Raw genomic sequence first — 15751 nt, forward strand, 5'->3', positions numbered from 1 at the left:
TTTATGGATGACAATCAGCTTTTGTTGAAATCACCATTGCTTTACTTTTCGGCAAAAGAAAACGCGCTTTACATTGTTCAAACTGTCCACTTCCCCATTGAACCGAAAGCTGCCCCTGTTCTGGCACACCACCGAAATAAACTTCTCCCCCGTTACCAACAATGCTTTGGTTTACAGTGAGGGAACGAAATGTATTTTCTTCATTCAAAGTTGCTATTGCTCCAAAAGGGATAGGGTTACCCTGATGAGTTAAGGTGAACAATACCCGGCGACCGATCCGGGTTTGGAAGTCAGCCAAAACGACGGCTCCCTGTGTTGGAATAATAGTCTGGGTATTGGATCCAATCTCCACTCCGTCCCCAAAAGAATCCGGTAACAGAGCGATACGATTACGGTGATAAGGGCTGACATAAGGTAATACCGCATAACCTTGTCCATCAGTTTCAACACCGCTATAACCCGTAACCTTAACGCCGGTAGCCCCAGACGTTTTGACTAAAACCATCGTCTCTCCCAGCGGTTGCGACAAAGTCAAACCATGATGATGTGCAACTATCCCCCCTCTAAGGCCATAACTCATCTGCTGTGAATCATCACCGTAGTGATATCCACCCGACAACACCCCATAACAGCCTTTATAGTTAAGGTTTATATTGCTGCTGGTGTTCTGACCGTCATTGCTGTGATTCTGTTGCAGGGAGTAATTCAGTCTGCCTAAGGCCGTACCACTCAATCCAACTGACTGGTTGATATCACCACGGCGACTATGATTGATGCTATAAGTTGCCCAGCTATCTGGTAGCCAACGGTTTAGCGGGATCTGTATATTAAATGCCAACTGGTTATCGGCCATTGAGTCGCCTGAACTTCTATTTTGCGTGTAATTCAGGGTGTAATGGATATTGGCATAACTTACGCTGTACCCAACATTCAAACTGCGGGTAGTAATTCTGCTTTCCCAATCATTCTGCACATAACCGGAAAAATAGAGGCTGCCATAATCCGACAAGCTTTGGCTCAATGTGAACTGCAATTTATGTTTATTTTGATGTGACAGCTCACCATACGCCTTCCTGTTATTAACGTCCTGAAATTGGTAAAAATGCGGTGAAGGGTAATAATGGCTGGTCAGAGACAAATTCGTTCCAGTCTGTTCAAAATCTTTAGCATACTGTGCCCGATAGACCCAACCCCGTTGTTGACCTTGATTGATAATATCAGCCTGCGACTGTGTGATATCAAACGCCAGCGATCCCCAGTAACCAAGGCTGTATCCTATACCAACTGCATACGCCTGATATTTTGCAGACAATAACATTCCGCCATACAAGGTTGCATATGGCAGGCCGTAATAAATTTCGCTCTGCGTGAAGAATGGCTGATAGGCACCTGCGTGCGCATTGCGGTATTCTCCTACCGTAAAGCTGTATTTTAAATTTCCTTCCCTCAACATCACAGGAATTGATGAAAATGGTTGAACAAAATGGCGTTCACGACCATCAGCTTCTCGGATCACAACATCCAAATTTCCCCCAGAAGAGGTTGGGTAAAGATCATCAATGACAAAAGCGCCAGGTGGAACATTAGCCTGATAAATGATGTACCCGTTTTGACGAATCGTGATCTGCGCATTACTTTCGGCGATCCCTCGCACAACGGGGGCAAATCCCCGTTGACTATCCGGCAGCATGTTATCATCCGACATCAAGGTCATTCCCCGAAAGGCAAATCCGCTAAACAGATCCCCTTGTGTATTGGTTTCACCCACCACAAGCTGGCTTTTTAGGCCATGAATATCCCGCTGCAAAGATGTACTTAGATTTTCCCAACGGGGTTTATCACTACTGTTTTTATTTCTGCCAAAATTTCGATAATAGGTAGAATAATTTCGTAAGCGCCAGCTTCCCCAATTCAAGCCACTACGTAGATTCATATAGAAATTATTCGTACCAGAACCGTTTTTACCCCAAGTGTTGACTCCATTTAAATCATAACTGGCCCATAATGCTGATTCCCCTTGCTGCCAAAGTGATGAATCAATCGCACCGCGAGCTATCGTTGCCATCGCTGCCTGAGGAATAGTGATAAACAGGGTTTGTTGGCTCAATTGTAATGATGTACTGGCATAAGGAATAACATCAGATAAATCAGATAGTTGCTCTTTTGGATTCAAATCAGGAAAAGCAGATACGTTGACCCCCCAGTCCATCAATTGTTGAACCGATAAGACAGGTTGCAGTTTTTTTCCTGCCCCTATCACAAATTGAATATCCTGTGTGCCTTTATCCTGCTCATTGACACGGATAGCAATTCTATATGTTCCTGGTGCGCTCCCCCCTTTTTCGGCAAAATAACTTAAATCAGGCAGTGGAGCGGATGGGTCATCAATTTCCAACGCATTAAGATCAAAATATTCACTGGCATACCCAATAGCAGGTATTAGCAACATCAACAACAACCATCGATAGACAGCAGAAATAATCAAACTCATGATATCAAGCATCTTCTAACTGATGGGTTATTATATGGACGATAATGTTTGGTATTGAGGTTCGGTGATACCACCATAATCATTGATGGCTCTCCAGGTAATAGCAGTACCGGTACTACTATTACCGAGGCTTACAGGTAACGGCCATTGTCGGCTGCTAAATGGTGCCACCATGCCAGCTTCCGGTATTGCACTTTGCCCAAATTTGATGTCATAAAAAGAGACATAAAAAGGCGTTGGATTCTGCACCACCAATTGCCCTGCTTGCCGAGAAAAAATAAGTTGTTGATAAGCCTTTGCTGCGAGTTGTTCTGTCAACCCTTCTGGACGATAAAAGAGTTTTATCCGGTTTTTCAGCGATATCAATAAACGATTTGATTCGTCATTTTTCAAAGCAGGAATGGCCTTAACGTTCAGCCAAAAGATAGATTCACGATCTTGCAGCAATGGGTTATCCATTAAAATAATTCGCAGACGATTCTCCTGTTCACCATCCAGACGAAATAAAGGGGGTGTAACTAAAAATGGCGCTTTTTGACCAGAAGATTCAACCGCTGGAGTAAATATCTCTACCCAAGACTGAATAAGGTATACATCATCTTTGCTATCATTGATGACGGAAATAGCGACTTCACGTTGCGAGGCTTCATAGATCACCCTGGTACTACTCAGTGCTATTCCAGCGTGGACAGGGGTAGTAAGAAAAACAGGCAGAAAAAATAATAGCCCGCTCCAAAAATGTTTCGACATAACAATTCTATCCCTACATGAATTCAAAATAAGGAATATTCCCACCAGGCACAGTGGGAATATTACAGATGCAGTAAAAAAGAAAATGGGAATGTAAGAAGTTAGAATTAGTCGTATTCTACGGTAAATGCGGCTCTCGCCTGAACCAAGCCAGATGTAATATTATTTTTATCTTTTGTTGCTACATATTTAGCAATAAATTGCAATTCTTTAGAAGTATCTTTAGTAGTTAAAGTATCAACTACCACAGGTGAGCCTCCTATTCCGATTTGCTCCCCTGATTTCTTATAAATACCAATACCAACACCTGTTGCGGAAACCCTCGAAGCAGTATTCAATAATACCTTGTTATTATCACGATCTTGATCACCAGTAAATTTAATCTTTACTGAAGAATCATCCGATGACTTACAATCACTCAGCTTAATTTTAAAAGGCGTATCACCTTTAGCATCACCTGCTCTTGTAAAATCGCCCACACCAACATCAGCCATCATGACATTACCAGCATCCCCCACGACAGCAGTAGAACATGTTCCTTTAGTCACTTTACCGGTAAAAGTAATACTGCCATTGTTATTAATAGCAAATGCAGAAACAATCATAGAACTCCAAATTGCCACGACAATAGCTGATTTTACTAATAACTTCATTTAATTATTCCATTTATATTATGTGTGTAAAACCCATCGAAATGCACATGCCTTTCGATTAAAACCCTATAAAAATTAATAAATTAACAGCCAAAAATTTCATTCATTCCATTTCAGAATTTAATAAATATAATCCTTTAAATCAGGGGATTCTTAACAAAGATATTTTTAATGATTAAAAGAGAAATGGAGATGTATTTATTTCCATATACATTTCAACCCAAACATGCCCAAATATTGGCCTGATAATTCCTATTTTTCCGTTAACTCATACAGTTATATATGTATAAACATGACCAAAACCGTTCTTTGGTTAAAGACCACTCACCGTGTTATGATTTCCCTATCTCATTTTATTATGAATGATTTCACTTAGAACAATATATTATATGAACAAGAACAATAAAATCCCTATTTTCAAAGGAGAAAAGATACACTAACTCATTTTATCATTAAAATTGTTATTAACTATTTATTAGAAATAATTGATAGATAAAAGCTATTGAAATAGTTATCTCGATCGTTACATGCTGTCAATGAGTTAAAAACCATGATTTTTAGTTCAAATAGCGAACAAATTTATGGGATTGAAAATTCATTTGAATATCACGCAAAAGTGAGCTTTCGTCTTTATGCACGATATAAGCGTTTTATTATGCTGAAGGTTATATTTTTAATATAAAAAAGTAATGTTTTAGTTAACTACAAGCTTATAAATAACAAATAATGGTTATTATTTTATTGATAAGATTAATTTCTAATTCACTTAAAAAACGCCACTACATATTCATTTAATAAATAATTCAAGATTGTAAAATCAATTTTATTTATATCTTAGGTTATTAGCGTGGGAGGAATTGGAAAATAGCCCATATTAGTAACACACAACAATAGATTATTTTTTTCGGAGCAGCCCCTTATAACTCGACTTTAAATTAAAAGGACTTTCAGAAGTATAAAAGCTAATAGCTTCTTTTCTCTCAGGCAAATTTCCCCATTTTGCCATTGCCTCAACAATACTAAACATAACTTCACCTTCTTTCTCTATCCTTAAATGTGCAGGAGGAATGACTGTATTTTCATTTTCCATACGAGGTCTTTTGGCAGCACTAGGAGCTCTTTCTTCTAAATCAATCCAATCGGAATAAAGCCCAGGCCCCATCGCCCACACCGTTTCAGATACGCGCAAGTCTGGATATTTTCTCCAATTTTCCCATCCTTTTAATACACCCACATGCAATATATGCAATCTGTTCTCCATTTTTATTAATAACTCTATTATTCTTCTTGAGTTAGCAGGAGCAGCAATAATGGCATTGCCAAAATTCTCCTGTATCCAGTTAGATCCCGTGATATCACCAAAAGCAATCCCTTCCGATATTTCAATATTTCCAAATATTGCTTTTCTTTCCAAAAGTTGATCTATTTTATGAGATGTATTATCTGATGAAAATTTGGGAACAGAATTGGCAAGCTGTACATCAACATCAAGATAAATTCCCCCTTGTGCAAAAAGAATAACTAAACGCGCAATATCACTTGCTGATGCGTAATTATGATAAAATCCGTTTAATTGTCGATGATATACCGAATATAAACACCAAATTTTTTCTTTATCCATATAATTCTTCAAAGAAAAGAATGCTTTTTCAATATCTCTGTAATCATGAAAACGATATCCTGTTTTTAATAATTGTTTAATATCCATATCCACTTCCAAAGAATTTATCGAATTGAAAAATAAGCCATTTTTAGGCCCCCATAAATGAACCTCAAAAGTTGGATTTTCAACCTTAACATCAATAATATTTCTTAAAAATCTCTTCGGTATTTGATTTCCCGCCCAAAAATAATGTATTTTTTTAGGAATATTCATTTTCTTTTCTCCAAATATTTTCTATTGAATGGATTTCTATCTCATATTACTTTTTCCTTAGCAAGGAACTTATAAGTCAGTACCCGCAGCTCGTTATTACAATTACAATATGTAAACGATGACGATAGCAATGTAAAGAAGAAAAAAATGACACAATCAGAGAGGCGTTTTATTGTGAAGTATTTGCCCCCTCTGATGAAAGGGGTTTTACGATGCGCTGGATAAAGACTGACAAACCTTACCAAAACGATAAGGTTTGTCACAAGACAGTTGAAGTTACCTCGCACCACCAATCGTTGCCGTCATTCTGATTTGACGATTGTCAGTGATTTCAAGGTTAGACAGCACAACCAACCTAGGCAGTACACGACGCAAGAAACGAGACAATAGGGGACGAAGTGCATGGTTGACCAATAATACCGGTGGTGCTCCCAGCATTTCCTGACGCTCCAATGCTTCTGCCGCCTGACGTTCCAAACTTTCTGCCAAGCCTGGTTCCAATCCGCCACCATTTTGCAGCGCTTGCAGCAGTAATCTTTCCAAACCGGCATCCAGACCAATAACTTTGATTTCGTCCGCATTTGGAAACCACTGCTGGGCAATCGCCCTGCCAAGCGCGATCCGGATCATGGCAGTTAATTCATAAGGATCTTTCTGTACCGGAGCATGTTCTGCCAGTGTTTCAATAATAGTGCGCATATCGCGGATCGGTACTTGTTCCGCCAGCAAGTTTTGCAAGACTTTGTGCAACGTTGTCAGGCTCACAACATCAGGAATAAAATCTTCCGTCAGTTTCGGCATTTCCTGACTGACACGCTCAAACAATTGTTGTGCTTCCTGTCTGCCAAACAGCTCACTCGAATGCTGGGATAACAAATGGTTTAGGTGAGTTGCAACAACCGTGCTGGCCGCCACAACAGTATAACCTTGCACTTGCGCTTGTTCCCTTAAGCTGTCATCAATCCAGACAGCAGCCAGACCAAAGGCGGGATCTGTCGTCAAGTCACCCTGCAATTCACCGACAGCGCCGCCCGGATTAATCGCCAACCAACGTCCCGGATGGGCTTCGCCACGCCCAATTTCTACACCTTTCATCATGATACGGTAGCTGGCTGGTGCCAATTCAAGGTTGTCGCGAATATGCACGACCGGTGGCAAATATCCCACTTCTTGCGCAAATTTTTTACGAATACCGCTAATACGACCAAGCAATTCACCGTTTTGGCGGAAGTCCACCATAGGGATCAAACGATAGCCCACCTCCATTCCCAGTGGATCTTCCAATTGCACATCAGACCATGAGGCTTCTGCGGTTTGTTGTTGCTCTTCTACCGCTTTCATTTCTTCATGTTGCATCACAAGCGGATTTTTGTCTTTACGTAATAGAAAATAACCCACACCCGCCAAGGCCGCCGTAAATAACAGAAAGACGAAGTTAGGCATTCCCGGCACCAATCCAAGCAGACCGAGTACACCCGCACTCAACATCATAACTTTGGGATTGTTGAAAAGCTGAGTCACCATTTGCTGACCAACATCTTCGTCCGTCGCCACGCGAGTTACGATTACACCTGCCGCCGTGGAGATGATTAATGCAGGCAACTGGGCAACCAATCCATCACCGATGGTCAGCAAGGTATAGGCTTCCGCTGCATCACCTAAAGATAAATTGTGTTGAGCAACACCAACGATCAAGCCACCAATGATGTTAATTACCAATATCATCAATCCGGCAATCGCATCACCCCGCACGAATTTGCTCGCACCGTCCATTGAACCGTAGAAATCCGCTTCCTGTGTCACCTCAGAACGACGTTTTTTAGCTTCATCTTCACCGATCAATCCAGCATTCAAATCAGCATCAATCGCCATCTGTTTACCAGGCATTCCATCCAATACAAAGCGCGCGCCGACTTCTGCAATACGCCCTGCACCTTTGGTAATCACCATAAAGTTAATCAGGATCAAGATGACGAAAACCACGATACCAATGGCAAAATTACCGCCAACAAGGAAGTGACCAAAGGCTTCCACAACTTGCCCTGCTGCGGCAGATCCCGTGTGTCCTTCCATCAGGATAATTCGTGTGGAAGCGACGTTAAGTGACAGACGCAGTAAGGTTGAGAACAGCAAAATGGTCGGGAATGCAGCAAAATCCAGTGTCCGGCGGGTGAACATTGCCACCAGCAAGACCATGATCGAAAGCGCGATATTGAAAGTGAATAGCAGATCAAGCAGGAATGGTGGCAGTGGCAGCACCATCATCGACAAGATCATGAGGATCAGAACAGGCCCCGCCAGCATTTGCCACTGGGAGCCTTTCATATTCCCCGGAAAACGATTTCCCGATAAACGAAACAATGAGGCCAGATTAGCCATGACGATTATTTTCTCCAGCAAAATCCAGTGCGGGTGGCACTGGCAGATTTTCAGGTTTTTTCGGTTTCAGGCCACCTTCCTGTTTCCAACGTTTCAATTGGTAAACCCAGGCAAGCACTTCTGCGACGGCAGCGTAGAGCGCCGCAGGAATAAAGCCCCCTACCTCAGCATGGCGAAACAATGCTCGTGCCAAGGGGGGGGCTTCCAGTAATGGAATACGATTTTCCGCACCAATTTCTTTAATGCGTAAGGCAATGAGTCCCGCCCCTTTTGCCAATACTTTGGGGGCGCTCATTTTTTTGCTGTCATACTGCAAGGCAACGGCGTAATGAGTCGGGTTGGTAACAATAACATCCGCTTTCGGTATGTCTGCCATCATGCGCTTACGCGCAGCCGCTCGTTGCTGTTGACGAATTCTGGCTTTTACATGTGGGTCCCCTTCTTGCTCCTTAAATTCATCCTTGATCTCCTGACGGGTCATTCTCAATTTTTTCAAGTGGCTGCGGATCTGATAAAGCACATCAAACGCCACCATCGGTATCAACATAAATAAGACAATATAACTGGCAAAAATTAGCATCATCATGGCATCGCTCAGGGCTATCAGTGGATGTTGAGCCGTCAAAGTGAGCATAGTAGGCCAATTAAGCCAGATAAACAGGGCTGCACCACCTCCCACCAGTGATGCCTTCAAGATGGCTTTGAATAATTCCGCCAGCGCATTCATGGAGAAGATTTTCTTCAAACCAGAGACAGGATTCAGTTTAGTCAAGTCAAATTTGATGGATTTTGAACTAAATAGCAGTCCGCCCATCAATGCTGGCGCACTGAGGGCAATTAATACCAATCCAATAAAAACCGGTAATAATGCCCAAACCGCTTGTTTCAGTAACCGGCCAACTTGTTGCACCATCTGTTTGTCATTACTGACCATATTATGGTCGAAGTTGAATCCTTCAAATACCATCAGGGAAAGTTCATGGGTCATCGATTGTCCACTCATCCAGAGCAGGCTTACCCCTCCTGCTAACATCAGGATTGAAGTGAGTTCCTTAGAACGTGCAATTTGCCCCTCTTTGCGCGCTTTTTCCCGTTTATGGGGCGTGGGTTCTTCGGTTTTTTCGAGATCGCTATCTTCAGCCACAGCTTTCCTTGATAAGCCTTTGTGATTACATGCAGAAAATTTGCCTTTAGGAGAGGGCAAATAAAATTGTGTTAAGCATGACAAAAGCCCAAAAATTCAATGGCGGGAACACTGCAAAATTTGCGGGGGTATTTGGGGCATTATGAGCACTGTCTTGGATTGAGATGGCTGTCACCAGCCATCTCAAATCGTTTTTCAATCCATTTTAACGGGCGCCTTAATATCAATACTGTCGGCATTGACATCACGAATATGATCTTTCGTCAGGCGATAGACAACCGGACTAAGAAAGGCAATCGCTATCAGATTGGGGATCGCCATCATGGCATTAAGGGTATCCGCCAGCAACCAGACAAAGGTTAACGACTGAGTCGCACCAATCGGCAAGGCGATAATCCAGGCGATACGGAAAGGCACTATGGCTTTTGGCCCCAATAAATATTGGATACATTTCTCACCGTAAAAACTCCATCCCAAGATGGTTGTAAAGGCGAAAATAGCCAGGGCAATAGCAACGACATAGTTGCCGCCTGGGATCACGGCTGAGAAGGAAGCTGCGGTTAATGTTGCGCCTGTTTGGCCAGTCAGCCAGCCACCAGTAATAACAATGGTCAATCCCGTCACGGAACAGACGATGATCGTATCAATAAAGGTTCCCAGCATGGCAATCAAACCCTGACGAATAGGATTTTGGGTTTTTGCCGCTGCATGGGCAATAGGCGCACTTCCCATACCCGCTTCGTTAGAGAATACACCACGGGCAATACCAAAACGGATTGCTGCCCAAACGGCTGCACCCGCAAATCCCCCCTGTGCCGCAACAGGAGTGAAAGCTGACTTGATGATTAAAGCAAGTGCATCGGGGATAGCGGTAAAATTCAGTGCCAAAACAATAACTCCCGCTCCAAAGTAACCGACAGTCATAATAGGCACTAATTTACCTGCAACATCAGAAATGCGCTTAATACCGCCAATTAACACGGCACCAACCAAAACGACCAAGATACCGGCCGTTATGGTTTTTTCAATACCAAAGTTACTTTGCAATACGTCAGCGACAGAGTTGGCTTGTACAGTATTGCCGATACCAAAACCCGCAATACTGCCAAAGAAAGCAAAGAGTGTTCCCAGCCAAACCCATTTTTTTCCCAGGCCATTTTTGATGTAATACATCGGGCCGCCAACGTAATTACCGTTTTTATCGGTTTCACGGAAACGTACCGCCAGCACCGCTTCCGAATATTTCGTTGCCATGCCCACCAATGCGGTCATCCACATCCAGAACATGGCTCCCGGCCCGCCCATCACAATGGCTGTCGCCACTCCTGCAATATTTCCCGTCCCGATTGTTGCTGACAATGCGGTCATTAGTGCGTTAAAAGGTGAAATCTGGCCTTCACCCCGTTGCTCATTTTTTTGAAAGAGTAATTTGAACCCCGTGCCTAATTTACGGATTGGTAAGAAGGACAAGCGGATTTGCATGAAGATACCAATCCCCAAAAGCCCAATCAGCATGGGAACGCCCCATACTACCCCGTTTAGTGCAGCTAACCATTGTGTAATCAATTCCATATACACCCTCGGCATTCAATATAACAAGTTGGCAACAAAATTATTTCAATTAAATAAAGAGCATTTTGACGAAATAAGCGAGGATTAATTGGCTATCTTTGGTAAGAAAAAATTGATACTGTGAGTTGAGTCACTCGTTATGGTTACTCTTTATCAATCTTATTGATAATAATTATTGTTACATCACTTATCCTGATATTTCTTTCTTTGGTTCGCCAATTTTTATCTCGACATTAAATAAATTAAAGGTTTTTTATATCGAATAAATGGGTATTATTTGTCCTCATATAGTTCCCAGAGTGACTAAAGGATTATCAGTGGCAAGAGTTGGTTACATCAGAGTGTCAACAAATGACCAAAATAGTGATCTACAAAGAAATGCGTTGGTCAATATTCACTGTGAATTGATTTTCGAAGACAAAATCAGTGGGAAAACAGCTAACCGTCCAGGGCTAAAACGCGCCTTAAAGCATCTTAAGTCTGGCGATACATTGGTAGTTTGGAAATTGGATCGGCTGGGACGCAGTGTGAAGAATCTGGTCACACTCATCTCAGAACTGCATGAACGCGGAGTTCATTTTCAAAGCCTGACTGACAGTATTGATACCAGTACGGCAATGGGCAGGTTTTTCTTCCATGTAATGAGTGCGCTGGCAGAAATGGAACGTGAACTGATTGTAGAAAGAACCAATGCGGGATTAGCCGCAGCACGGGAACAAGGGCGAATTGGGGGACGCCCAGTGGTGTTTACCGAGGAAAATCGACAACAGGCCGCCAGATTACTGAATAAAGGGCATAGCCGGAAGCAGTTGTCGATTATTTACAATGTATCGTTATCCACAATTTATAAGTACTTACCCGCAGTGGAAGGGGTTAATTAGTTTATAAAATCTTTTATCAGACTAACCCACTCTGCTGGTTTCTCAATTTGTACTGCGTGACCACTATTAATCTCTTTATATGTACTGTGGTTAATATTTTTATAAACTTCACGCACCAAATAAATCGGGATTAACGTATCACGGTTTAAGCCAATAACCAGCGTATTTTTATCTATTTGAGTAAGATAATCGTTTATATCTATGGATAATCCCAAAGCAATACGTTTTTCTATCTCTTTTTCTGCTGGTTGAGAGCAGATCCGCTGTATGGTTTCATGTCCCAACGATGAGATAAATTCAGGACTTAGGGCATGTGATAAAGCGAAAGCCATTGCTGATGCTTTATCATTCAATTCCAAATGTAACCAAGTATTGAATATCAATTGGTGGCGGGGATCATGATTTGTCGCCCACGGTGCGGTCAATATTAATTTATCAATGAGATTTGGGTATTTAGCTGCGACAACAGCCGCAACAACTGCTCCCAGAGAAATACCGATTAAATCAACAGGAGTATTACTGCTGTCTTCTATCACAGCAGCAACCTGTTCCGCCAGGTGCTCAATGGTCAATATTTCTGGCGGTAGTTCAGAATTTCCACATCCTGCATAATCAGGAATGATAACGGCTCTGTCATCGACAAATGCCTTTTTTATCTCGCCAAAACTACTGTTACCGCTGCTATTTGTGCCATGCAGGAAGACTATTGGTTTTTTGTTACTTTGCTTATTTTCTGGAAATATCTTGCGGTAAGAAACCAATGAATCTTTCAACTTAATGACTTTATCAATCGACTTCACAATGCTTTCCTCTGCATAAACTGAATTAATGCTGTCAGCGCAGGCGCTTGGGCTTGGGCTTGGGCTTGCTATCCTGCTCACCCAAGCGCACTCAAAATATAAACATTCTGTTCGTTAAAGCAATTACACTCGCTATCAAAAACCTAAACTATCCAATAAATCATCAACCTGTTCTTGGTTGGTAATAACGCCTGCACCATTTTGGTTAACCTGGGGGCCGTTAAGAAGGCTGTCGTTCTCTTTTTTCGCTTTAGCCATCTGGTCAGAAGGTATATTTTCCATTAATACCATGACCAACTGTTTTTCCAGCTCCTGAATGACTTCCATCATCCGCTTAATTACCTGCCCAGTAAGATCCTGAAAATCTTGCGCCATCATAATCTCAAGCAATTGGGTGTTAGTAAATGCGGTATGATCAGGGACGAGATGCAGATAGTTTCTCGTGTCCGTTACCAGTGAGCGGGCATCGGTCAACTCCAAATCCTTCGGATTTGCAAACCACTCATCCCAACGTTGGGTTAAACTTTTTGCTGACGCTTCCAATTCGTTCTGACGGGGCTGTGCTACTTCAACGCAGTTCAACACCCTTTCAGCCGCTTGTGCCGTCATTTGAACAACGTAATTCAATCGCTCTCTTGCATCTGGGATCGCTTCAGCCGCCTGAGCGATGGTTTGATCCAATCCCAGTTCGCGTAAACTATCGCGCAGCATTCTGGTTAACTGCCCAATACGGCTGATTATCTCACTGGTCGAGATCGCCTCACTTCTCGGCATGACTGGATTTTCACTCATTTTGTCTCCTTAGAGCCCCAATTTTTCAAATATTTTATTGAGTTTCTCTTCCAAAATAGCCGCAGTAAACGGTTTCACAACATAACCGCTGGCTCCAGCTTGTGCTGCTGCAATAATATTTTCTTTTTTTGCCTCTGCCGTTACCATCAGGACAGGTAAAGCTGCCAGTTTTGCTTCACTGCGAATCGTTTTCAGTAATTCGAGGCCATCAATATTTGGCATGTTCCAGTCAGAAATAACGAAATCAAATTCGGCAGTGCGGAGTTTAGTCAACGCTTCTGCCCCATCCTGTGCTTCATCTACGTTGTTGAATCCCAATTCTTTCAGCAGATTACGCACAATTCGACGCATAGTTGAAAAGTCATCGACGACCAAAAATCTCAGATCCTTACTTGCCATAAAAACTCCTTGGAATTTCACTTACCCAGCAGCACAGCTGCTGCAAAAATTAACATCAAATACAACTACCAATTACAACGACTAAATACGAACCGACTGCCCCGCACTAATTTTGGCCAGCATAGTTTTACTGATTTTTTGAAGATCCATGACTTCATCCACCGCCCCTAACTGGATAGCGGCACGTGGCATGCCAAATACGACACAACTTTTTTCGCTTTGCGCCAATGTGTATGCCCCTTCCTGCTTCATTTCCAGCAAGCCCGCAGCACCATCATTACCCATGCCGGTTAAAATAACACCTACCGCATTGCGCCCGGCATACTTAGCAACCGAACGAAAGAGAACATCAACAGAAGGACGATGGCGATTAACTGGTTGGGCATGAGTTATCATGATTTGATAATTGGCACCACTGCGGCAAAGCTCCATATGGTGATCTCCGGGTGCAATGTAGGCATGCCCTGGCAAAACGCGTTCCCCATCCTCAGCTTCTTTGACCGTGATTTGACTCAGTTTATTAAGCCTTTCGGCAAAAGAACGGGTGAAACCTGCGGGCATATGTTGAGTAATCAATAAAGCCGGACTGGTGATCGGCAGGGGTTGCAGCAGGTTTTTGATTGCCTCTGTTCCTCCTGTTGACGCCCCTACTGCGATCAGTTTTTCACTGGATAATAGTGGCTTGAAATTCAATGGGGTTGTACTCACGGATGCCGGTTCTGCCGGACTGATTTTAGCCTGGGCGGCAGCACGGATTTTTTCGGCAATCAATTCGCTATAAGCCAGCATACCTTCACGGATCCCCAGTTGTGGTTTGGTCACAAAGTCCACGGCGCCCAGTTCCAGTGCTTTCAATGTGATTTCCGAACCTTTTGCGGTCAGAGAAGACACCATCACAACCGGCATCGGGCGTAACCGCATTAATTTTTCTAAAAAATCAATGCCATCCATGCGTGGCATTTCAACATCTAAGGTTAATACCTGCGGATTGTGTCTTTTGATTAAATCGCGGGCAACGAATGGATCAGGAGCACAATCCACGACTTCCATATCAGGGTGACTATTGATGATTTCCCGCATGATTTGACGCATTAACGCCGAATCATCCACACAAAGAACAGTTATTTTATTCATGACCCCTCCTTGCCCGACCTACACCGTAAACGGTCTGTCCTTGCAAGTAGAACTCTCGGCTGATTTGAGTGACGTTTTCGGAATGCCCTGCAAAGAGCAAACCATCCGGTTTTAAGAAATTGACAAAACAACGCAAGATCCTTTCCTGTGTCTTTTTATCAAAATAAATCATGACATTACGGCAGAATATTGCATCAAATTTACCTTCGAGTGCCCAATCAGAATCAAGCAGGTTCAAATGCTGAAAACTCACCAGTTCAGTCAGTAAAGGACGAACCCGTGCATATCCTTCAAAGCGACCAACCCCTTTGAAAAAATATTTTTTCTTTTGACTTTCACTCAGATACTGTAATTCTTCCAGCCGATAAACCCCCCGCCTGGCTTTTTCCAGCACACTGGTATCAATATCACTGCCAATGATTTTTATCCGATTTGACCGATGCCCCAGTACATCACACAAGGTCATTGCAATAGAATACGGCTCTTCCCCCGTTGAAGCAGCAGCACTCCAAACGCGGTATGTCCCGCCATTTTTCCTGCTGGCATGCGCCGCCAGAATAGGAAAATGGTGGGATTCCCTGAAAAATGCGGTGAGATTTGTGGTCAATGCATTAATGAAAGATTCCCATTCTTTACTGTGACTGTCTTGTTCCAGAATCGACAGATATTGACCAAAATCATTAAGCCCCAATACACGAAGCCGCCTGACTAAACGGTTATATACCATCTCACGCTTATTTTTCGCCAGTACTATGCCAGCCCGTTGATAGATAAACTGGCAGATGCGCTCAAATTGCGCATCCGACAAAGCATGCCGTTGAAGCATAAAGTTCAGCGGTGCAGTAGCATCAGAATCTGAAGCTATTGAATTGGCTTTCAT

Annotated in this window: 13 protein-coding genes; 1 reads left to right on the forward strand and 12 read right to left on the reverse strand. The window is 42.8% G+C overall.

Annotated elements, in window-relative coordinates; genetic code table 11:
• Position 1: 1 nt before the first annotated feature.
• The 7 genes from Xedl_RS13605 to Xedl_RS13635 form a co-directional block, all read right to left on the reverse strand.
• Positions 2-2491 (reverse strand): fimbria/pilus outer membrane usher protein, encoded by a 2490-nt coding sequence (locus Xedl_RS13605; protein ID WP_074024375.1) that lies wholly within the window; start codon positions 2489-2491, stop codon positions 2-4.
• A 30-nt stretch (positions 2492-2521) separates the two neighbouring features.
• The gene (locus Xedl_RS13610; RefSeq protein WP_074024376.1) at positions 2522-3241 is read right to left on the reverse strand and encodes a fimbrial biogenesis chaperone; all 720 of its coding nucleotides are present in this window, start codon (positions 3239-3241) and stop codon (positions 2522-2524) included.
• 107 nt (positions 3242-3348) lie between these two features.
• Positions 3349-3894 (reverse strand): fimbrial protein, encoded by a 546-nt coding sequence (locus Xedl_RS13615; RefSeq protein ID WP_074024377.1) that lies wholly within the window; start codon positions 3892-3894, stop codon positions 3349-3351.
• 895 nt (positions 3895-4789) lie between these two features.
• On the reverse strand, positions 4790-5770 hold the full coding sequence (locus Xedl_RS13620) for a glycosyltransferase (RefSeq protein ID WP_074024378.1): 981 nt from the start codon (positions 5768-5770) through the stop codon (positions 4790-4792).
• Between the two features lie 276 nt (positions 5771-6046).
• The gene (gene flhA / locus Xedl_RS13625; RefSeq protein ID WP_074024379.1) at positions 6047-8149 is read right to left on the reverse strand and encodes a flagellar biosynthesis protein FlhA; all 2103 of its coding nucleotides are present in this window, start codon (positions 8147-8149) and stop codon (positions 6047-6049) included.
• Positions 8142-9293, reverse strand: coding sequence for a flagellar biosynthesis protein FlhB (gene flhB / locus Xedl_RS13630; RefSeq protein ID WP_074024380.1), 1152 nt, complete (start codon positions 9291-9293; stop codon positions 8142-8144). Before flhB ends, flhA begins: the two co-directional genes overlap by 8 nt.
• Positions 9294-9488: 195 nt before the next feature.
• Positions 9489-10865, reverse strand: coding sequence for an alanine/glycine:cation symporter family protein (locus Xedl_RS13635; RefSeq protein WP_074024381.1), 1377 nt, complete (start codon positions 10863-10865; stop codon positions 9489-9491).
• Positions 10866-11182: 317 nt separating this feature from the next.
• On the opposite strand from Xedl_RS13635, the gene Xedl_RS13640 reads away from it, so the two are divergent.
• Positions 11183-11746: a recombinase family protein gene (locus tag Xedl_RS13640; protein ID WP_074024382.1), complete on the forward strand. Its 564-nt coding sequence runs from the start codon at positions 11183-11185 to the stop codon at positions 11744-11746.
• On the opposite strand, the gene Xedl_RS13645 is transcribed toward Xedl_RS13640, so the two are convergent.
• The 5 genes from Xedl_RS13645 to cheR all read right to left on the reverse strand — a co-directional run bounded on the left by Xedl_RS13645 (position 11743) and on the right by cheR (position 15751).
• Positions 11743-12546, reverse strand: coding sequence for an alpha/beta fold hydrolase (locus tag Xedl_RS13645; RefSeq protein WP_074024383.1), 804 nt, complete (start codon positions 12544-12546; stop codon positions 11743-11745). The two genes, Xedl_RS13640 and Xedl_RS13645, sit on opposite strands and share 4 nt — an antisense overlap.
• A gap of 135 nt (positions 12547-12681) precedes the next feature.
• The gene (gene cheZ / locus Xedl_RS13650; RefSeq protein WP_074024384.1) at positions 12682-13338 is read right to left on the reverse strand and encodes a protein phosphatase CheZ; all 657 of its coding nucleotides are present in this window, start codon (positions 13336-13338) and stop codon (positions 12682-12684) included.
• Positions 13339-13347: 9 nt separating this feature from the next.
• Positions 13348-13737: a chemotaxis response regulator CheY gene (gene cheY / locus Xedl_RS13655; RefSeq protein ID WP_074024385.1), complete on the reverse strand. Its 390-nt coding sequence runs from the start codon at positions 13735-13737 to the stop codon at positions 13348-13350.
• Between the two features lie 81 nt (positions 13738-13818).
• Complete coding sequence (locus Xedl_RS13660) at positions 13819-14871, reverse strand: protein-glutamate methylesterase/protein-glutamine glutaminase (protein ID WP_074024386.1); 1053 nt, start codon at positions 14869-14871, stop codon at positions 13819-13821.
• Complete coding sequence (gene cheR / locus Xedl_RS13665; RefSeq protein WP_074024387.1) at positions 14864-15751, reverse strand: protein-glutamate O-methyltransferase CheR; 888 nt, start codon at positions 15749-15751, stop codon at positions 14864-14866. Before cheR ends, Xedl_RS13660 begins: the two co-directional genes overlap by 8 nt.

It is taken from the genome of Xenorhabdus eapokensis (assembly GCF_001908105.1).

Bases quoted from the DNA above. Each gene is read 5' to 3' on its own strand.
- cheZ (WP_074024384.1), bottom strand. From the start codon at position 13,338: ATGAGTGAAAATCCAGTCATGCCGAGAAGTGAGGCGATCTCGACCAGT.
- Xedl_RS13605 (WP_074024375.1), bottom strand. From the start codon at position 2,491: ATGAGTTTGATTATTTCTGCTGTCTATCGATGGTTGTTGTTGATGTTG.
- Xedl_RS13660 (WP_074024386.1), bottom strand. From the start codon at position 14,871: ATGAATAAAATAACTGTTCTTTGTGTGGATGATTCGGCGTTAATGCGT.
- Xedl_RS13615 (WP_074024377.1), bottom strand. From the start codon at position 3,894: ATGAAGTTATTAGTAAAATCAGCTATTGTCGTGGCAATTTGGAGTTCT.
- Xedl_RS13620 (WP_074024378.1), bottom strand. From the start codon at position 5,770: ATGAATATTCCTAAAAAAATACATTATTTTTGGGCGGGAAATCAAATA.
- flhA (WP_074024379.1), bottom strand. From the start codon at position 8,149: ATGGCTAATCTGGCCTCATTGTTTCGTTTATCGGGAAATCGTTTTCCG.
- cheY (WP_074024385.1), bottom strand. From the start codon at position 13,737: ATGGCAAGTAAGGATCTGAGATTTTTGGTCGTCGATGACTTTTCAACT.
- cheR (WP_074024387.1), bottom strand. From the start codon at position 15,751: ATGAAAGCCAATTCAATAGCTTCAGATTCTGATGCTACTGCACCGCTG.
- Xedl_RS13635 (WP_074024381.1), bottom strand. From the start codon at position 10,865: ATGGAATTGATTACACAATGGTTAGCTGCACTAAACGGGGTAGTATGG.
- Xedl_RS13610 (WP_074024376.1), bottom strand. From the start codon at position 3,241: ATGTCGAAACATTTTTGGAGCGGGCTATTATTTTTTCTGCCTGTTTTT.